This is a genomic window from Streptomyces scabichelini, assembly GCF_011045015.1.
Lineage (GTDB): Bacteria > Actinomycetota > Actinomycetes > Streptomycetales > Streptomycetaceae > Streptomyces > Streptomyces scabichelini.
On record NZ_JAAKZY010000093.1, the window covers coordinates 1 to 18,621 of the forward strand.

Here is an 18,621-nt window from a genome sequence, read left to right on the forward strand (position 1 = left end):
CCCGCCCATCCCCGGCGCGGGCAGCACTCGCGTCCACGTGCTGCGCACCGCCGACGACGCCGACCGGCTGCGCAAGGCACTCGTGCCCGGCGCCCGTCTGCTGGTCGTCGGCGCCGGCCTGATCGGAGCCGAGACCGCCTCCACCGCCGTACAGCTCGGCTGCGAGGTGTTGCTGGTGGACCCCGTGGCCGCGCCGCTGTCCACCGCGGTCGGCCCGGAGCTGGCCAACTGGCTGCACGCGCAGCACGCCCGCCACGACGTGGCTACTGCACAGGCCACCGTGGAGTCCTTCACCGACCACGCCGACGGCATCGAAGCCCGTTTCGCCGGAGCGGCCGAGCCCCGGCTCTTCGACGCGGTGCTGCTTGGCGTCGGCATGGTGCCGCACACCGAACTCGCCCGCGCAGGAGGGCTGGAGGTGGATCGCGGCATCGTCGTCGGCCCCGACCAGGTCACTTCCAACCCGCACGTGCTCGCGGTCGGCGACCCCGCGCGCACCAGCCTGGACGGCGTCCTCCTGCCACGCACCGAGCACTGGGAGGCGGCCCAGCAGGACGGGGCCCGCGCGGCGGCCACCCTTCTCGGTGCCGAGCCGCCGGCGCCCACCGCACCGTGGTTCTGGTCCGACCGGCATGGCTGCCACCTCGAGAGTGTCGGTCACATGCACGAGGCCGCCGAGAGGGTCGTACGCGGCTCCTTCGACAATCCCAGCTTCTCGGTCTTCGGCCTGCGTGACGGGCACGTGGTCGCTGCTGCGTCGGTGGACGACCCGCAGGCCGTACGGGCGGCACAGCGCATGATCGACCGCCGCCTCCCCGTGGACGCCGCCCGGCTGGCCGACCCGTCCGTGAACCTGCGCGCGCTGCTCCGCGGCTGATGTGCCGCACAGCGGCACGGCGCGTACCGCCCCCGGTCCGAGAAGGGATCGAATGACACCGTGAGCACAACCACTGAGCCGACCCGGTCGCAAGTTGGCGCCCGCGCCGACCGCGACACCCACTTCGAGGTCGAGCAGTTCTACTACGAGGAAGCCGACCTCCTCGACGCCGGCCGCTACACCGACTGGCTCGACCTGCTCGCCGACGACCTCGACTACTGGATGCCCACGCGCACCAACCGCCTGCGCCGCCAGCAGTCCCTGTCCGTCGCGGCACGTGGCGAGGCGGCCTTCTACGACGAGACCAAGGACAGCCTCGCCTGGCGCATCCGCCGCTTCGACTCCGGCATGGCCTGGGCCGAGGACCCGCCCTCGCGCACCCGCCACCTGGTGACCAACGTGATGGTCCGGCACGCCGACCCCGCCGAACACGACGGGGTCGGCGAGAACGATCTGTGGGCACAATCGGCGTTCCTGGTCTACCGCAACCGCCTGGAGCGCGAGGAGAACGTCTTCGCCGGTTCCCGGACCGACCTTCTGCGCCGTACCGCAGGCGGCCGCCTCCAGGTCGCCCGCCGAACCATCCTCCTCGACCAGAACATCCTGCTGGCGAAGAACATCTCGACGTTCTTCTGAGCCGCCGCTCCACTTTGATGGGACACCTCGTGACCGACCTCGACCTCAGGCACCACCGCGTTCCCACCACCCTCGGTGAGATCACCGTGGCCGAAACCGGTGAAGGCCCCGTGCTGGTGATGCTGCACGGCGGCGGGCCCGGCGCCTCCGGCGTCAGCAACTATCACCAGAACCTTCAGGCCCTGGCCCGGAACTTCCGTGTGGTCCTGCCGGACCAGCCGGGCTTCGGCGGCAGCTACCGGCCCACCGAAGAGGACCTGGAGAAGCGGTCGATCACCGAGATCACGGTCGACGCGTTGTACCAGGCACTCAACTCGCTCGGCATCGACACCTTCCACCTGTTGGGCAACAGCCTGGGCGGGGCCGCCGCCATCGCCATGGCCCAGCAGCGCCCCGAGCGGGTGACCGGGCTCGTCCTCATGGCGCCCGGCGGGGGCTGGCTGCCCTTCGGCCCCACGCCCACCGAGGGCCAGAAGGAGATGTTCCGCTACTACAATGGCGGCGGGCCCAGCGAGAAGAAGATGGCCGCGTTCATCCGCACCATGGTCTTCGACCACAGGCAGTTCGGCGAGGACGTTGTCCGCGCCCGCTACGAGGCCTCCCTGGACGAGAGCCACAGCGCCTTCTACCACCACTACAACGCCGCGTTCGCCAAGCGCGGCGGCATGGACCCGCTCTGGCGCGACCTGCACAGGATCAAGGCGCCCACGCTGCTGCTGTGGGGCCGCGACGACCGCACCATCACCCTCGACGGCGCCCAGCTCCTGCTCAAGCACATCCGCGACGTACAACTGCACGTCTTCGGCCGCTGCGGCCACTGGGTACAGATGGAGCGGCAGCGCGAGTTCGAGGAACTGATCACCGGCTTCCTCACGGAGCGATCATGAGTGGCGGCTGGCTGGACGGGTACGCGGCGCTGATCACCGGCGGCGGCTCCGGCATCGGCCGCGCGGTCGCCGAACGCTTCCTCGCCGAGGGCGCCTCCGTCACGATCCTCGGCCGGGACAAGGACCGGCTCGACGACGTCGTACGCCAGGCCGCCGACCCGGAGCGGATCCACACTGTCACGGCCGACGTCCGCGACAGCGAGGCCATGCACGCCGCCGTCGAGCAGACCGTCGAACGCTTCGGCAAACTCGACACACTCGTCACCAACGCGGGCGTCTGGGACTACCAGCGACAGCTCACCCGTCTCACCGGCGGGGAACTGCACACGGCCTTCGACGAGATCTTCTCCGTCAACGTCAAGGGCTACCTCCTGGCCGCCGAGGCCGCCTGGCGCGAGCTGGTGAAGACCCGCGGCAGTATTGTGATGACGTTGTCCAACGCCTCCTTCTACGTGAACGGAGGCGGCCCGCTCTATACCGCCAGCAAGCACGCCTGCCTCGGCCTGATGCGCGAGCTCGCCTACGAGCTGGCCCCCAAGGTCCGTGTCAACGGTGTCGCCTGCGGTGGCATGAACACCGACCTGCGCGGCCCCTCAGCGCTGGCGCTCGCCGACCGCTCGATCTCGGCGTCGTTCGCGAAGAAGGCACCGGGCTCCCCGCCGCCGCCCATCCCCCTGCACGACTGCAGCACCGACCCCCGCGACTTCACCGGGCCGTACGTGCTGCTCGCCTCCCGTGCCCAAAGCGGCCCGATCACCGGGCACGCGATCACCGTCGACGGCGGCATCGGCGTACGCGGGTTCGCGACCGCCGCCGGCGGCGACCATCTCTGAAGCTCAACGAGGAGCCGCTCGTGACCACGCTCTCAGCCGTGACCCCGCACCCGGCCAACTCCGGCCTGCGGGTCGACCTGAACCCTGCCGCCGCGGTCGAACGCAACGCCCGCTACCACGGTGACACCGTCGTCATCCGCTACCCCGGGGGTGACCTCACCTACGCCGAACTTGACGACAAGGCTGCCCGCCTGGCCGGAGTCCTCGCCGACGGCGGCGTCGCGGACGGCGACCGGGTCGCCTACCTCGGTCTCAACAGCAGCTCCTTCCTGGTGACGATGCTGGCCGCGTTCCGGCTCGGCGCCGTCTTCGTGCCGGTCAACTTCCGGCTCGCCGAAGCGGAGCTGGAGGCTGTGCTCGACGGCAGCGGAGCCACGGCTCTGATCTGCGAGCAGGGGCACCGGCAGAGCGTCGACAAGGTACGCGGCCGGACGAGCCTCGCCCGCTTCCTTCTCGTGGACGACGACCCGGAAGCCCCGACGACGGGGGCGCCGGGATGGGAGCCCTGGGCGCCACTGCTCGGGGCGGCCCAGCCGGCCGCCGGTGTCCCGGCCAAGGGCGCCAACGATCCCGCGATCCTCATGTTCACCTCCGGAACCACCGGCACGCCCAAGGGCGTCGTCCTGACCCACGGAAACATCTGGTGGAACTCAGTGAACGTGGAGCTGCGCCTGGACACCCGGCGCGGCGACGTCACGTATGCCGCGGCCCCGCTGTTCCACATCGGTGCCCTGAACAGCTTCGTGATGCGCACCCTCGTGCGCGGCGGCACGGTGGTGATCCGGCGGGGCTTCGAGCCACAGACGTGTCTCGACGACCTCGTCACCCACCAGGTGAACTCCATATTCGGGGTGGCCCAGATGTTCTCAGCGCTGGCCCGCGTTCACGGCGTCTTCCAGGCGGACCTCAGCCGACTGCGGTCCGTCGTGGTCGCGGGAGCGCCGGTGCCGCCTTCCCTGATCGAGCTCTACGCCCAGCACGGCATCCTGCTCCAGCAGGCATGGGGACTGACCGAGACCGCTCCTTTCGCCACCCACCTGCCGGCCGAACGCACCCTGGAGAAAACGGGTTCCGCCGGTATACCCATGCCCTTCACTGAAGTCCGCGTCGTCGACGCGGCGACCGGCCTGCCGGTCAAGGCGGGGGAGAGCGGGGAGATCGTCGTCCGCGGCCCGAACGTCACCGCCGGCTACTGGAACAACCCCGAGGCGAACCAGGCGGCCTTCGACGAGGACGGCTGGTTCCACTCGGGCGACATCGGCTACCTCGACGAGGACGGCTACCTCTACATCGTCGACCGCCTCAAGGACATGATCATCAGCGGCGGCGAGAACGTCTACCCCGCCGAGGTCGAGCGCGTCCTGTCCGCCATGCCCGGTGTGGTCGACGTCGCCGTCGTCGGAGTGCCCGACGACCAATGGGGGGAAACCGTGGCGGCGGTGGTGAGCGTGGAGGAGGCCTCGGAGATCACACTGGAGGCTGTGCACGCCTGGGCAGCCGGACGCCTGGCCCGCTACAAGCTGCCGAGACGGCTGACGATCGTGCCCGCCGTCCCCAGAAATGCCTCCGGCAAGCTCGACAAGGCCCACGTCCGACACCTGGCCGGAAGGGACGGCTGACGTGCTCTCGATCCCCGCGCTCCCACAGTTGGACGTCGAAGGCACATGGCAGACGACGAGGGAGTCATGGAGCCGCCTTACGGGCACGTTGCGCCTGCGCCGGCGCGACACCGACGTCCTCGTCCGCGTGGAGCGCTGCGCGGCCGGCCGGCTCCGGGACGCCTATCCCGTCGCGGCCCATGACGTGGAACTCGTCCTGGAGTCGGATCAGCGCGCACAGACGGTACCTGCCCTTCTGCGAACACTGCTGGAAGCCGTTCGAGTAGCTGATCCACGCTGTCGCCGGGTGGTGTACGCGGTGGGGGAGGGAGACCGCGTCGCCCAGCAACACGCGGAGGCGGTCGGCTTCCGGTTCGTCGTCGACGTCGACCTCCAGGGCCGGCAGCTGAGCCTTCTGGTCCACGAACCCGAATGGGTCACACGCACCGATACGGACCTGGGTCACCTACCGGGTACGTGATCGGCGGCGGCCCAACGGCGAGCGCGGCGGCAGCGCCGGCGCTGACCTGCCCGGCGCGTACCTGACCGCGCGAACTCGGCCCGCGCGAATCTGCCCGGCGCGGACCTGGCCGACGCGAATTTGAGCCACGCGGACTTGGTCGGCACGAACCTGAGCCACGCGGACCTGACCGAGGTCGTTTGGTCAGAGCGAACGCGTTGGCCCGATGTCCTTGGTGAGAGCATGCGGCGGCGCTGTGTGCCGATCGGGGGCGGCAAGTGGCGTATTCAAGGGGCGGGCAACAGTGGGGCGGACCTAGAGGTGCCACCGGTACCAGTGCCCTAAGGCAGTCCCCACGGCGGCAATTTTTTGGAACCCTTGCAGTCAGTCCGGGTAACCCCTGCGGTCCCGGCCCTGCGCGGGCAGGGACGATGTCGACGTCGATGCCTAGGGCGGCGCCGTGCTCGATCGCCTTCTACTTGTAGCCGGTGTCGACCATGCCTTGCTGATGGTGGGGTGGTCGGTGACGCGGGTGAGGAGCTGTATGCCGGCCTCGTTGTCCGAGACGCTGGCGGCGGTCACCATGACCAGTAGTAATAGGCCGAGAGTGTCGACGCCGACTGCGAGCGTCAGCACACGTCAGTCTTCTTTGAGGGCTCAAGGCCCGGATCGTCGGCAGACGTTGTGCTGACGCCTGCGGCCGGCGCCGAGGAGGCGCCATCAGCGACCTCAGCTACCGCCCATTAGATCGTGGGCCGCAAGCGGAGCATTGTCGTCGACACCGTCGGCTTGCTGCTGGCGGTGCTGGTCACGGCCGCGAGCGTGCAGGACTCCGTCGCCGGCCAGGCCCTCATCGAGAAGGTGGCCGCCGAGCATCCCACCGTCCGCAAGACCTGGGTCGACGGCGGCTACCGCCAGCACCTCGTCGAGCACGCCGCGACCCTCGGCATCGACATGCACATCGTCCGCCGCGATCCCACCTGATGAGCCACCGTCGCCTGGCCCGCGACTACGAAGCCAAACCGCATCGCTCCGAAGCCATGGTCCACTCGCGATGATCAACCTCATGACCCGTCGCCTCACAGCCGAATCCACCCCGAGCTGGCGCGGCACGTGAACCGCCCCAATCCGGCAATCCGGGATGAAACAACGGAAGAAGACGCCCTCTCAGCCCTCCGCCCCCACCAACCGCACCGTCCGCTCCGCCAGTTCGCTGATGTGCACCCCGTCGAACCCGAACACGGCGCTGCGCACCCTGTCCTCCAGCGGGTCCTTCCACTGGTCCGGGATCGCGTCCGCGCCGGTGAGCACCCCTGCCACCGAGCCCGCCGTCGCTCCGTTGGAGTCGGTGTCCAGGCCGCCCCGGACCGTCAGCGTGATGGAACGGGTGAAGTCGCCGTCGCCGTACAGCAGCCCCGCGGTCAGGACGGCCGCGTTGGGGATCGTGTGGATCCAGCCGAGCCCCGCAGTCTCCTCCGCGACCGTCGTCAGGGTGTCCTCCCAGGTCATCCGGGTGTCATGGAGGGAGACCACCCGCCGTACGGTCCGGGCGAGCCGGCTGCTCGCGGGGATCACGGCGAGCGCCTGGTCCACGGCCTGCCGCACGGTGTCGACCGTGAACGCCGCCGAGATCAGCGCCGCCGCCCACATTGCCCCGCAAACGCCGTTGCCGGTGTGCGACAGGACGGCGTCGCGGCGCGCGAGGGAGGCCGCGCGGCGCGGGTCGCCCGGGCTGGTCCAGCCGTAGATGTCGGCGCGGATGAGGGCGCCGATCCACTCCTGGTAGGGGTTGTCGTACGTCGCGGTCAGGGGCGGTTTCAGCCCGTTGGCGAGGTTCCGGTACGCGGCACGCTCCGCCGTGAACGTCTGCAGATACGGCAGCCGCAGCAGCCACAGGTCGCCGACCTGCTCCGTACTGAAGCCGAAGCCGTGCGTCTCCAGGAGGTCGAGGCCGAGGATCGCGTAGTCCACGTCGTCGTCCCGGCTGCTGCCGTGGATCCGGCCGCGTACGCATTCGCGCCACTCGGGCCGCAGAACGAACTCCTCGCTCGGCCCTGCGGGCTCCGGCATGTAGTCGGTGAGGGGCAGGGCGGCGGCCTGCCGCAGATAGCGGTCGATGCGGTCCCGCGTCCAGTGGTCGCCCTGCTCGACCGGTTTGCCGAGCATGTTGCCCGCGATCCGGCCCAGCCAGCCCCCGAGAACGCGGTCCGCGACGTCAACACCGACAGGGGTCATACGTCCGGTGTACCGAATTCCTGCCCGTCCTGCCTGGTTTATGCCCATCCCGCCCCGAGCCACATGAGAGTGTCGTCGGGTTTTATTCGTATTGCGGGTTGGGAGTCCCATGCGTTCCGTGCTTTCCGTGCGTTCCACGCGTTCTGTTCAGCCGAAGAGCCGTACGGCCGTCGGCCGTACGACCGTCCTGGCGGTCGTCGGCGCCGTCGCCGCCCTGTCCGCCACCGCGGTGGCCCCCGCCCACGCCGCGCCCGCCGATCCGCTGGTCAGGACCGGGGACATCGGCAAGGTCCGGATGGGGGACAACGACACCCTGGAGGACGTGCTGGAGCACATCAGCGTGCCGTTCGGGGGCAGCGGCACCCTGACGCACCAGATGTACGACTCCCGGGTCGCCGACGCCGACTGAGCAACTCGAGGAGGAGCGGCTGCTGCCCGGGATGCGGGATTCGCCCTGGGCAGCGGCCCCCTCCGCCGGTTAGGGTCACAGCGGCGCGACTGCCTTGACATGTGCAAGGCCCGGAGAACAAGGGGAATATCAGGTGGCGGACGCTGCAGTGAACCGGACCCGGGGTCGTACCCAGCGGGTGCTCATCGCCGCGGACAAGTTCAAGGGCTCGCTCACGGCCGTGGAGGTCGCGCAGCGGGTCACGGCCGGGCTGCACCGGGTCGCGCCGCGTGTGGAGGTCGAGGCGCTGCCGGTGGCCGACGGCGGGGACGGCACGGTCGACGCGGCGGTCGCGGCCGGGTTCGAGCGGCGTGAGGTACGGGTCGCCGGGCCGCTCGGGGACGAGGTCACCGCCGCGTACGCGCTGCGCGGCGACACGGCCGTCGTGGAGATGGCCGAGGCCAGCGGCTTGCAGCGGCTGCCCGTCGGCGTCCTCGCTCCGCTCACGTCGTCCACGTACGGCTCCGGCGAACTGCTGCGGGCCGCTCTGGACGCCGGGGCGCGCACGATCGTCTTCGGTGTGGGTGGCAGCGCCACGACGGACGGCGGCGCCGGGATGCTGGCCGCGCTCGGGGCCCGCTTCCTCGACGAGAACGGGGAGCCGCTTGCCCCTGGTGGCGGACCTCTGCATGAACTCTCCACGGCCGATCTGTCCGGACTCGACCCCCGTCTCGCCTCGGTCGACGTCGTCCTCGCAAGTGACGTGGACAATCCGCTGACCGGGCCGAAGGGCGCGGCGGCGGTGTACGGCCCGCAGAAGGGGGCCTCTCCCGACGATGTGCTGGCCCTGGACGCTTCCCTCACGCATTTCTCCGCGGTCCTGGAGAAGGCGATCGGGCCCAAGGCCGCGGAGTACGCCGTGGCGCCCGGTGCGGGTGCCGCCGGCGGTATCGGATACGGGGCTCTCGTCGGCCTCGGCGCGAGCTTCCGGCCCGGGATCGAGGTCATGCTCGACGTCCTCGGCTTCGCGGCCGCACTGGAACGCGCCACCCTCGTCATCACCGGTGAGGGCTCCCTCGACGAGCAGACCCTGCACGGCAAGGCTCCCGCCGGGGTCGCCGCCGCCGCTCGCGCCGCGGACAAGGAGGTCATCGCGGTCTGCGGCCGTCTCGCCCTCCCTCCGGAGGCCCTCGGCCGGGCGGGCATCCGCCGGGCGTACGCCCTGACGGCGGTGGAGCCCGATGTGGCACGGTGCATCGCCGAGGCGGGTCCGATCCTGGAGGACGTGGCGGAGCGCATCGGGCGGGACTTCCTGACCTGAGGCGACTCCGCGGCCTGCGCCGCCGTGCCGGTGGCCCTCACCGCCGCGACAACCGATACGCGTCAACGCCCCGACAAGCGGTACGCGTCCAGCGCCAGCGTCATCTCGATCAGGTCCCGGGGCCGCGCCAGCGACCGTGACGTCAGCTGCTCGAGCCGCCGCAACCGGTTGAAGACCGTGTTGCGGTGGCAGTAGAGGCGACCCGCTGCCCGGCCGGCCGAGCCCTCGCAGGACAGCCAGACGTCCAGCGTCTCCAGCAGCACCGCCCGGTCGCACGGCTCGAGCTCCAGGAGTGAGCCGAACACGTCGGAGACCAGCCGCCCCGCCAGCTCCGGCTGACTCACCACGAGAGCCGTCGGCATCCGCTGGTCGAGGCGGACGACACCGGTGGCGTCCGGCGGACAGGTGCGCAGGGCGAGTTCGGCGAGCCGCCGGGCCCGGCCGAGCTCGGCGAGACCCGACACGACGGGGCTGATCCCGCCGGGCCCCGAACAGCGGCCGTCGAGCGCCCGGGTGACCCCGTCGAGTCCCTGCCCGTCGGCAAGAGCCACCACCCCGACCTCACAGTCCGCCCGCATCCGCCAGACGAACCGGAACCCGTCGCCCTGAAGGGGCCGCCGAAACGACTCCCGCCGCTCGGAACGCAGCACCACCACGACGTACGGCCCCCGCTCCGGCAGATCGAGTCCCGCGGCCGCCCGCGCCGCGAGTCCCGGTGCCTCCTGCCCCTCCAGGAGCGCGTCGAGCAGCGCCTGAAGCTGCTCGTCGGTCCGTCGCCGCAGCTCCATCTCGGTCGCCCGGTACGCCTCGGACGCCACCGCCGCCTGCGCGTCGATCGCGGACCACACCATCGTCGCGGAACGCGTGAGCGCCGCGAGCCGCTGGGGCTCCTGGACGGCCGGGCCCTCCATCAACGCGTCCCACACCAGATAGCCCGCGTTGCGGTACGCGTGCACGAGGAGTTCCAGCGGCAGCCCCTGCTGGGCCCGCCGCCGCCCCGCATCCTCGGCGTACTCCAGGTCACGGCGCGGCGAGTCCCGGGGCGCGGCCATCGTCTCGATGCCGATCCGCATCGCCTCCTCCGCCTCCCGCCACTGCTGGTCGTACGGCAGGAACTGGCCGTAGACGGGGGAGTGCTCGGCAAGCTGCCGCATGTGCTCGTCCACGAGCTCCGGCACCCGTTCCAGCAGCGCCGTACAGGACTCGGCGAGCAGCTTCCAGTCGTGCCCGGTACGCCTTCTGCGCGCTCCCATGGCCGGAGGATGTCACCGGAGCACCGCCCCGCACAGGCCCCTGACACGCGGTGTTGTGCCGGCGCACAACGCGCGGCCGTGCCCGCTGGTCACCCGCAGCGTTTCGGCCGCGCCCCGTGGACGGGCGTCCCGCCCGGTGCTGTCGTGAGCGCCACACCGGGCGAGGAGAGAGGAATGCGATGGCGAATCCCCTGGGCGGCGCCGATCTCGTCGTACGGGACCTGTCGGTCGGGTACGGCCCCGTCAGCGCGCTGCGTCAGGTGTCGCTCGAGGTGCCGGAGTCAGCCGTGGTCACCGTGCTCGGCGGCAACGGCGCGGGCAAGTCGACGCTGCTGCGGGCGGTGAGCCGCACCCTGTCCTTCCACGGCGGCGCGGTCACCGGCGGAACGGTGAGCCTCGGCGGCCGCCGGCTCGACGGACTGCCGCCGGACCGCGTGGTCGCCGCCGGGGTGTCCCAGATCCCGGAGGGGCGGCGGGTGTTCGCCCGGATGACCGTCGCCGACAATCTGCGCGCCGGAGCGCTCGGCGCCACCGGAGGCCGCGCGGAACGGGCCGCCGCCCTGCGCCGCGTCCACGAACTGTTCCCCGTCCTTGCCGAGCGCGCCCAGCAGCGTGCCGGGCTTCTGTCGGGCGGCGAACAGCAGATGCTCGCGGTCGGACGGGCCCTGATGGCCACTCCCAGGGTGCTGCTCCTCGACGAGCCCTCGCTCGGCCTCGCGCCCATGATGGCCGCCCGGATCGCCGACACCGTGCGGGAGATCAACACTCAGGGCACCTCGGTCCTGCTCGTCGAACAGAACGCCGCGCTCGCGCTGCGCCTCGCCTCCCACGCGTACGTCCTGGAGGTCGGCGAGGTGACGCTCTCCGGCCCGGCCCAGGAGCTGGCAGCCTCGGACGAGGTGCGCCGCCGCTACCTCGGCGTGGTCGACGAGGACGCGGCGGCCGACGCCTCGCAGGCCACGGCCACCCTGCCGTCACTGCCCCGGTGGAAGGGGTGACGACGACTGATGCCCGGTGACGAGACGCCCGACGGCACGACCCCCGCAGACCAGACACCCGTCCGCAGGAACCCCCCGGACACGGCGCCTGCCGACCCCGCACCCGGCGTCCCCCCGCTCCACGTGCGGGAGCTGACCGTCCGCTTCGCCGGGCTGACCGCCCTCGACGCCGTGAACTTCACGGTGCGCCCCGGCACCGTCCACGCCCTCATCGGCCCCAACGGCGCCGGCAAGTCCACCTGCTTCAACGTGCTGTCCGGCGTCTACCGCGCCACCGGGGGCAGCGTCCGCTTCGGCGAGCACGAACTGACCGGCATGCCTCCGCACCGCATCGCCGATCTGGGCATCGCCCGCATCTTCCAGAACCTCGCCCTGCCGCCTCTCGCCACAGTCGAGGACAGCCTGCTGCTCGGCCGCCACCGGCTGACCCGCACCGGCTTCCTCGCCGCGGGCCTCGGGCTCCCCTCGGCCGCCCGCGAGGAGCGCCGCCACCGGGCACGCGTCCGGGAGATCGCCGAGTTCGTGGGCCTCGCGCCCTACCTCGGCCGCCCCGCCGGCTCCCTCCCGTACGGGCAGCGCAAGCTCGCCGAACTCGCCCGCGCCCTGTGCATGGAACCCCGGCTGCTGCTCCTGGACGAGCCGGTCGCGGGCATGACCGCCGACGAACGGCGCCGGACCTCCGCCGTGATCGCGGGGGTGCGCGACAGCCTCGGCATCTCGATCGTCCTGGTGGAACACGACATGGGGGTGGTGATGCGGCTCGCGGACGCGGTGACCGTACTCGACTTCGGGCGCCTGATCGCGGACGGCGCCCCCGGTGACGTACAGAACGACCCTGCGGTCGTACGCGCCTACCTCGGAGAGGCAGCCGGCGAAGAGGGGGTGGAGCAGTGAGCACCTTCGCCGAACTCCTCCTCAACGGCATCTCGATGGGCTCCGTCTACGCACTCATCGCCCTCGGCTTCGTGGTCATCTTCCGGGCCACCGAGGTCGTCAACTTCGCGCACGCGTCACTGCTGCTGGCGGGCGGGTACGTCACCGCGACCCTGCACGACGACATCGGCTTCTGGCCCGCGCTGCTCACCGGGATCGCGGGCGCCGCACTGGTCGGGGCGGCCGTGGAGTACCTGGTGATGCGCCGCTACCGGGGCGCCGACCACAGTGTCCTCGCCATCGTCACGATCGGCGTCGACATCCTGCTCACCACCGAACTGACCCGCCGGATCGGGACAGACGTCCTGACGCTCGGCGATCCCTGGGGTGACGCCGTCCTCACGGTCGGGCCGATCTCGCTCGCCCACACGCGCATCGCCGCCTTCGTGGCCGCCGCCCTGCTCATCACCGCCTTCCTGCTCGCCTTCCGGTACACCTCCTGGGGTGTCGCGATGCGCGCGGCCGCCGAAAGCGCGGAGACGGCGGCACTGATGGGCGTACGGCTTGGCCGCGTGTCGCTCGGCGCCTGGGCCGTGGCGGGCGGCCTGGCGGCCGTCGCGGCTCTCTTCCTGACCGTCTTCCCGACGCCGGGCCTGGAGCGGGCCACCTCGCTCGCTGCCCTCAAGGCCTTCCCCGCCGCCATCCTCGGCGGCCTGGACTCCACCACCGGCGCGCTCGTCGGCGGTCTGCTGGTGGGCGTCACCGAGTCCCTGGCCACCGGCTACCAGAGCGATCTGACCTTCCTGGGACGGGGTCTTGGCGATCTGGCCCCCTATCTCGTCATGACCGCGATCCTGCTCATCCGGCCCGCCGGGCTGTTCGGCACGAAGGAGCTCGCCCGTGTCTGAGGTCCTGGCCCCGTCCGGCGAGGCGAACAGCACGCCGCGGCCCACCCGCCGCCGGCCCGTCTGGCTCACCCGCAGCCGTACGTACGTCTGGACGGCCTGTGCCGTCCTCCTGCTCGCCCTCCCGTTCTACCTGGAGCGCTTCTGGCTCCAGGCCGGGCTGTTCGCGATGGCCGCCGCGATCGGCGCGATCGGGCTCAACCTCCTCACCGGCTCCACCGGCCAGCTCTCCATGGGCCACGCCTTCTTCCTCGCGGTCGGCGCCTACGGCTACTGCGTGTTCGCCGCGGACGGGAACGCGGAGGGGAGCGCCGGGCTGACCGGCCTCGGGCTGCCGACCTGGCTCGCGGCCGTGCTCGCCGTGCTGGTCGCCGGGGTGGCGGGCGGACTGTTCAGCCCCATCGCGGGACGGCTGCGCGGCGCCTACCTCGGCATCGCGACGCTCGCGCTGATCTTCATCGGCCAGCACGTGCTGTTCAACGCCCGCGACCTCACGGGCGGCTTCAACGGCCGTGACGTACCGCCCCTGAGCCTGTTCGGTCTCACCTTCGACGACAGTGAACTCGTCGTCGCCAACGTGCCCTTCGGGTCGGCGGAGAAGCTCTGGTACGCGGGACTCGTGCTGCTCCTCGGCTGCGGGCTGTTCGCCCGCGGGGTGCTGCGCGGGCGCCCGGGACGGGCCATGAACGCGATCCGCGACCACCGCATCGCCGCCGGGGTCATCGGCGTGCCCGTCGCCCGCTACCGGGCCGCCGTCTTCGTCCTGTCCTCGATGTACGCGGGACTCGCGGGCGTCCTGCTCGCCCTGGTCTTCCAGCGGACCGTGCCGGACTACTTCGGCATCACGCTGTCGCTCGAATACCTCGCCATGATCGTCATCGGCGGGCTCGGCTCGGTGTCGGGGGCGGTGCTCGGAGCCGCGTTCGTGTCGCTGCTGCCGCAGCTGCTGACCCGCTACAGCGATGCGCTGCCCCTGGTCTCCGCCCCCGGTACGGGCGGCATTGCACCGGGTGAGGCATCCCGGTACCTCTACGGCGCCGCCGTTGTCGCGGTGGTGCTCTTCCTGCCCGGCGGCCTGGTCAGGGTGGCCGCCGGGCGCCGTGCACGGACCCATTCAGGGGATCCAGGGGAGGAACGATGAGGACGACATACGCGGCCAGGGCGGCCGCAGGCGCGCTCGCGGCGCTGCTCGTGCTGGCCGGATGCAGCTCCAAGGCGGAGGACGACAACGGCAAGGACGGTGACGCGGCCGCCGGAGGGGTGAAGACCGGTGAGGGCATCTCCGGCAAGACCATCAAGCTCGGCGTCCTCACCGACATGACCGGCGTCTACGCCACCCTCGGCAAGAGCGTCACCCAGGCCCAGCAGCTCTATGTGAAGCAGCTGAACGCCGACGGCGGCGTCTGCGGCTACAAGGTCGAGCTCAGCGTCCGCGACCACGGCTACGACCCGCAGAAGGCCGTCGCCGGGTACACGGAGCTGGAGCCGAACGTGCTCGGCTTCACCCAGTTCATCGGCTCGCCCTTCGTCGCCGCGGTCAAGCAGCGCATCGACGGGCAGGACAAGGGCCTCGTCCTGCCGCAGGCGTGGTCGGCCTCGCTGCTGGGCAGCCCGTACATCAGGGTGATCGGATCCACGTACGACATCGAGACGATCAACGCCGTCGACTTCCTGATGAAGGAGAAGGGCATCAAGAAGGGCGACAAGATCGGGCACGTCTACTTCGAGGGCGACTACGGAGAGAGCGCGCTGGTCGGCTCGAAGCACATGGCGAAGGAGTCCGGGCTCACCGTCGTCGAGCAGAAGATCAAGCCGACCGACAACGACATGACCGCGCAGGTCGCCGCCCTGAAGAAGGCCGGGGTCAAGGCCGTCGTGATCAGTGCGGGCCCGCGGCAGGCGGCCTCACTCGTCGGCGTCGCCGCGGCCGGCGGCTTCGACGTCCCGGTCATCGGCAACAACTCGGCCTTCGCCCCGCAGCTCCTCGCCACCCAGGCGGGCCCGGCCCTGATGAAGAACTACTACGTGGCCAACCCCTCGCTGCCCATCGGCGCGGACACCCCTGGGGCCAAGAAGCTGGTGGCCGACTACAAGGCCGCCTACCCGAAGGACGCGCTCGACAACGGCGTCGTCGCGGGCTGGACGGCCGTCTACGCCTTCGGAGAGGCCCTGAAGAAGGCCTGCGCGAGCAAGGACCTCACCCGCGAGGGCGTCGACAAGGCCCTTCTGACGATCGACTCCCTCGACACGGGCTTCGGCATCCCCCAGAACTTCACCGATCCGAACGCCCCGTCCTCCAAGCAGAGCGTCATCCTCCAGCCGGACAAGAGCGTGACAGGCGGCATGAAGGTCGTACGGGACGCGACGGCTTCCGAGGTGGCGGAGGCGTACGCGCCGAAGGCATGACCCAGACATGATCCGGACATGATGAAGGGCCCCGAACCGCACAGGTTCGGGGCCCTTCATCAACTCATCAACGTATTCAAGGCAACTGTGCCGCCCGCGCCTCACGCCTGTTGTCGCGGAAGTTGTTCACCCTCCGCGCCGTCGCGAAGAGGGGGATCACCGCGCCCGTGACCAGCTGTAGCGCACAACCGGTCTGGAGGAGCAGCTGGCCGCCGGGGGCGTCGAAGGCCCAGGACGTCAGCAGGGCCATGCTGAGCACGATCCAGGACAGCATCGCCACCGCGAGGCGACCGCGCGGCTTCGGGTACTCGACCCGGCTCACCATCAGCCAGGCGGTACCGAGAATCGCCATGAGCGTGGCGACGAAGGGCAGCTCGAGCAACACGATGGACACGACGGTCAGTGCGCCGAACGGCGACGGCATGCCCTGGAACGTGCCGTCCTTCACCGTCACGCACGAGAATCTGGCGAGCCGCAGCACGACCGCCAGCAGGACCACGATGGCCCCCACCGCCGCCACTCGCTGCTGTGCGTCGTCCGCGACCATGCCGTAGACGAGGACGAAGTACGCGGGTGCCAGACCGAAGCTGATCAGGTCCGAGAGGTTGTCCAGCTCCGCGCCCATGGGGGAGGAGCGCAGCTTGCGGGCCACCAGGCCGTCGAAGAGGTCGAAGACCGCCGCGCACAGCATCAGGATCACGGCCGTGGCCGCGCTGTTGCGGGCCATACCCGACTCCTGGCTGCCCGTGAGGTGCGGGATCAGGATGCCGGTGGTGGTGAAGTACACCGCCATGAAGCCACAGGTGGCGTTGCCGAGCGTCAGCGTGTCCGCTATCGAGAGGCGGAGTGACAGCGGCATCTCCTCCGCGTCGTCCACGTCGTCGGCCTCCGGCACCCAGCCGGTCTGAGTCTCCGGATCAATCACGGTCAATGCGAGTCACCCCAGCCACGGTCTTCTGACCGACCTCGACCGCGACCTCGACGCCCTCGGGGAGGTAGATGTCGACGCGCGAGCCGAAGCGGATCAGACCGATCCGGTCCCCCTGCTCGACCTTGGTGCCCTGCGGGACGTACGGCACGATGCGTCGCGCGACCGCGCCGGCGATCTGGATCATCTCGATGTCGCCGAGCTCGGTGTCGAAGTGCCAGACGACGCGCTCGTTGTTCTCGCTCTCCTTGTTGAACGCCGGAACGAAGCCGCCGGGGATGTGCTCGACCGACGTCACCGAGCCGGAGAGCGGGGCGCGGTTCACATGCACGTTCAACGGGCTCATGAAGATCGCGACGCGGGTGCGGCCGTCCTTCCACGGCATGATGCTCTGCACCACACCGTCGGCGGGTGAGATGACCCGGCCCGGGGCGATCTCGCGCTCGGGGTCGCGGAAGAACCACAGCATGCCCGCCGCGAGTGCGGTGGCGGGTACGGCCACGGCCTTGGCGGCGCCGGAGCGGCGCGCACGGGCCAGGCTGAGTGCTGCGGTGGCAACGGTCGGGAGAAGCCACGGCGATGCTCCGCGCGCGAGGCGTCCACCGAGGACGCTGACGCGAGGTGCAGAGGTTTGGCTGTGGGGCATGGATGACCTTCGTAGCGGATGATGCCGCGCTGCAGGAGGGGGACGGCGGCTTTCCCGGGATCGTACCGGTCGCGGGCCACAACTGGGCAAGCCAGGAGCCGAGTCGGCCGCCGAAGAGCGATGACGGGGTGTGATCTTCTTCTCGAGGAAAACACCCCAATCAGCGTATCTATCCCTGGAATCGATACTCTTCGAGCAGCCGGCGCCCGATGATCATTTTCTGGATCTCGGCGGTACCTTCGCCGATCAGCAGCATCGGTGCCTCGCGGTAGAGGCGCTCGATCTCGTACTCCTTCGAGAAGCCGTAGCCGCCATGGATCCGGAACGCGTCCTCCACGACTTCCTTGCAGTATTCGGAGGCGAGGTACTTCGCCATCCCTGCCTCGAGGTCGTTTCGCTCTCCTGAGTCCTTTTTGCGTGCTGCATTCACCATCATCGCATGGGCGGCCTCGACCTTGGTGGCCATCTCCGCCAGCTTGAACTGGATGGCCTGATGCTGGGCGATCGGCTTGCCGAAAGTGTGACGCTGCTGGGCATACGAGACACCGAGCTCGAATGCACGCTGAGCGACGCCACAGCCACGCGCCGCCACATTCACGCGGCCGACTTCGACCCCGTCCATCATTTGGTAAAAGCCTCGGCCCGTAACGCCACCAAGTACGCGATTGGCCGGAATTCGCAGGTCGGCCATGATGAGCTCGGTGGTGTCGACACCCTTGTAGCCCATCTTGTCGATCTTCCCCGGGATGGTCAGGCCGGGCTGGACCTCACCGAAGCCGGGCTCCTTCTCGATCAGGAAGGTCGTCATCGACTTGTGGGGCGCGGTGCCCTCCGGGTGTCCTTCGTCACTCTTCACGAGAACGGCCACCAGCGTCGACGTACCGCCGTTGGTCAGCCACATCTTCTGGCCGTTCAGGACGTACTCGTCGCCGTCCTTGACCGCCTTCGACGTGATCGCCGAAACGTCCGAGCCGAGTCCCGGCTCGGACATGGAGAACGCGCCGCGGATCTCGCCGAGCGCCATCTTCGGCAGGAAGTAGTCCTTCTGCTCCTGCGTGCCGTGCTGCTTGAGCATGTACGCCACAATGAAGTGGGTGTTGATGATGCCGGAGACCGACATCCAGCCGCGCGAGAGTTCCTCCACGCACAGTGCGTACGTGAGGAGCGATTCGCCCAGACCCCCGTACTCCTCGGGGATCATCAGCCCGAAGAGGCCCAACTCCTTGAGGCCGTCGACGATCTGCTGCGGGTACTCGTCGCGGTGCTCCAGCTCGGTCGCGACCGGGATGATCTCCTTGTCCACGAAGTCCCGGACGGTGGCCAGGATCTCCTGCTGGATGTCGGTCAGACCGGCGGTCTGGGCGAGTCGCGCCATGG

Annotated in this window: 19 protein-coding genes and 2 pseudogenes; 14 read left to right on the forward strand and 7 right to left on the reverse strand. The window is 70.2% G+C overall.

Annotated elements, in window-relative coordinates; genetic code table 11:
• The 5 genes from G5C60_RS26710 to G5C60_RS26730 form a co-directional block, all read left to right on the forward strand.
• Positions 1–877 (forward strand): NAD(P)/FAD-dependent oxidoreductase (locus G5C60_RS26710; RefSeq protein ID WP_165263472.1); only part of this gene is annotated, 877 nt, incomplete at its 5' end.
• Positions 878–937: 60 nt separating this feature from the next.
• Entirely contained in the window at positions 938–1,513 is a 576-nt protein-coding gene (locus G5C60_RS26715) for a 3-phenylpropionate/cinnamic acid dioxygenase subunit beta (RefSeq protein ID WP_053740131.1), read from the forward strand.
• Between the two features lie 29 nt (positions 1,514–1,542).
• Positions 1,543–2,400 (forward strand): alpha/beta fold hydrolase, encoded by an 858-nt coding sequence (locus G5C60_RS26720; protein ID WP_338145934.1) that lies wholly within the window; start codon positions 1,543–1,545, stop codon positions 2,398–2,400.
• Positions 2,397–3,233 carry a 3-(cis-5,6-dihydroxycyclohexa-1,3-dien-1-yl)propanoate dehydrogenase gene (gene hcaB / locus G5C60_RS26725; protein WP_053740133.1) on the forward strand — a complete coding sequence of 279 codons (837 nt, stop codon included), beginning with the start codon at positions 2,397–2,399 and terminating at the stop codon, positions 3,231–3,233. Before G5C60_RS26720 ends, hcaB begins: the two co-directional genes overlap by 4 nt.
• Before the next feature lie 20 nt (positions 3,234–3,253).
• On the forward strand, positions 3,254–4,852 hold the full coding sequence (locus G5C60_RS26730; protein ID WP_338145935.1) for a long-chain-fatty-acid--CoA ligase: 1,599 nt from the start codon (positions 3,254–3,256) through the stop codon (positions 4,850–4,852).
• Between the two features lie 64 nt (positions 4,853–4,916).
• Here G5C60_RS26730 and G5C60_RS26735 read toward each other — a convergent pair whose 3' ends face one another.
• A complete protein-coding gene (locus tag G5C60_RS26735) occupies positions 4,917–5,255 on the reverse strand; it encodes a hypothetical protein (protein ID WP_165263474.1) in 339 nt (112 codons plus the stop codon).
• Between the two features lie 147 nt (positions 5,256–5,402).
• On the opposite strand from G5C60_RS26735, the gene G5C60_RS54265 reads away from it, so the two are divergent.
• Positions 5,403–5,636, forward strand: a complete 234-nt coding sequence (locus G5C60_RS54265; protein WP_165263499.1) for a pentapeptide repeat-containing protein — start codon at positions 5,403–5,405, stop codon at positions 5,634–5,636.
• A 133-nt stretch (positions 5,637–5,769) separates the two neighbouring features.
• Here the strand turns inward: G5C60_RS54265 and G5C60_RS53740 are convergent.
• Positions 5,770–5,915 (reverse strand): annotated as a pseudogene (locus tag G5C60_RS53740) (transposase); the annotation flags it as partial.
• 123 nt (positions 5,916–6,038) lie between these two features.
• Here G5C60_RS53740 and G5C60_RS53745 point away from each other — a divergent pair.
• Positions 6,039–6,408, forward strand: a pseudogene (locus G5C60_RS53745) (transposase); the annotation flags it as partial.
• A gap of 50 nt (positions 6,409–6,458) precedes the next feature.
• Here G5C60_RS53745 and G5C60_RS26755 read toward each other — a convergent pair.
• A complete protein-coding gene (locus G5C60_RS26755) occupies positions 6,459–7,526 on the reverse strand; it encodes an ADP-ribosylglycohydrolase family protein (RefSeq protein ID WP_165263475.1) in 1,068 nt (355 codons plus the stop codon).
• Positions 7,527–7,653: 127 nt separating this feature from the next.
• On the opposite strand from G5C60_RS26755, the gene G5C60_RS26760 reads away from it, so the two are divergent.
• Both G5C60_RS26760 and G5C60_RS26765 read left to right on the forward strand, forming a co-directional pair.
• On the forward strand, positions 7,654–7,935 hold the full coding sequence (locus G5C60_RS26760) for a hypothetical protein (protein ID WP_165263476.1): 282 nt from the start codon (positions 7,654–7,656) through the stop codon (positions 7,933–7,935).
• A 133-nt stretch (positions 7,936–8,068) separates the two neighbouring features.
• Positions 8,069–9,235: a glycerate kinase gene (locus G5C60_RS26765; RefSeq protein ID WP_165263477.1), complete on the forward strand. Its 1,167-nt coding sequence runs from the start codon at positions 8,069–8,071 to the stop codon at positions 9,233–9,235.
• A 62-nt stretch (positions 9,236–9,297) separates the two neighbouring features.
• Here the strand turns inward: G5C60_RS26765 and G5C60_RS26770 are convergent, their stop codons facing one another.
• Positions 9,298–10,488 carry an RsbRD N-terminal domain-containing protein gene (locus G5C60_RS26770; protein WP_165263478.1) on the reverse strand — a complete coding sequence of 397 codons (1,191 nt, stop codon included), beginning with the start codon at positions 10,486–10,488 and terminating at the stop codon, positions 9,298–9,300.
• A gap of 179 nt (positions 10,489–10,667) precedes the next feature.
• Here G5C60_RS26770 and G5C60_RS26775 point away from each other — a divergent pair, with 179 nt between their 5' ends.
• Genes G5C60_RS26775 through G5C60_RS26795 form a run of 5 tightly spaced genes read left to right on the forward strand, consistent with a single transcriptional unit; the run spans position 10,668 to position 15,670 of the window.
• Positions 10,668–11,486, forward strand: coding sequence for an ABC transporter ATP-binding protein (locus G5C60_RS26775; protein ID WP_165263479.1), 819 nt, complete (start codon positions 10,668–10,670; stop codon positions 11,484–11,486).
• A 9-nt stretch (positions 11,487–11,495) separates the two neighbouring features.
• On the forward strand, positions 11,496–12,380 hold the full coding sequence (locus G5C60_RS26780; protein ID WP_241267091.1) for an ABC transporter ATP-binding protein: 885 nt from the start codon (positions 11,496–11,498) through the stop codon (positions 12,378–12,380).
• Positions 12,377–13,267: an ABC transporter permease subunit gene (locus G5C60_RS26785; protein WP_165263480.1), complete on the forward strand. Its 891-nt coding sequence runs from the start codon at positions 12,377–12,379 to the stop codon at positions 13,265–13,267. The genes G5C60_RS26780 and G5C60_RS26785 overlap by 4 nt, the downstream gene beginning before the upstream one ends.
• A complete protein-coding gene (locus G5C60_RS26790; protein WP_165263481.1) occupies positions 13,260–14,405 on the forward strand; it encodes an ABC transporter permease subunit in 1,146 nt (381 codons plus the stop codon). Before G5C60_RS26785 ends, G5C60_RS26790 begins: the two co-directional genes overlap by 8 nt.
• Positions 14,402–15,670 (forward strand): ABC transporter substrate-binding protein, encoded by a 1,269-nt coding sequence (locus tag G5C60_RS26795; RefSeq protein WP_165263482.1) that lies wholly within the window; start codon positions 14,402–14,404, stop codon positions 15,668–15,670. The genes G5C60_RS26790 and G5C60_RS26795 overlap by 4 nt, the downstream gene beginning before the upstream one ends.
• 76 nt (positions 15,671–15,746) lie before the next feature.
• Here the strand turns inward: G5C60_RS26795 and pssA are convergent, their stop codons facing one another.
• From pssA to G5C60_RS26810, 3 genes are all read right to left on the reverse strand, one after another.
• Entirely contained in the window at positions 15,747–16,565 is an 819-nt protein-coding gene (gene pssA / locus G5C60_RS26800) for a CDP-diacylglycerol--serine O-phosphatidyltransferase (protein ID WP_165263501.1), read from the reverse strand.
• Positions 16,566–16,587: 22 nt separating this feature from the next.
• Positions 16,588–17,244: a phosphatidylserine decarboxylase gene (locus G5C60_RS26805; RefSeq protein WP_165263483.1), complete on the reverse strand. Its 657-nt coding sequence runs from the start codon at positions 17,242–17,244 to the stop codon at positions 16,588–16,590.
• Between the two features lie 169 nt (positions 17,245–17,413).
• Entirely contained in the window at positions 17,414–18,619 is a 1,206-nt protein-coding gene (locus G5C60_RS26810) for an acyl-CoA dehydrogenase family protein (RefSeq protein ID WP_165263484.1), read from the reverse strand.
• Positions 18,620–18,621 lie beyond the last annotated feature (2 nt).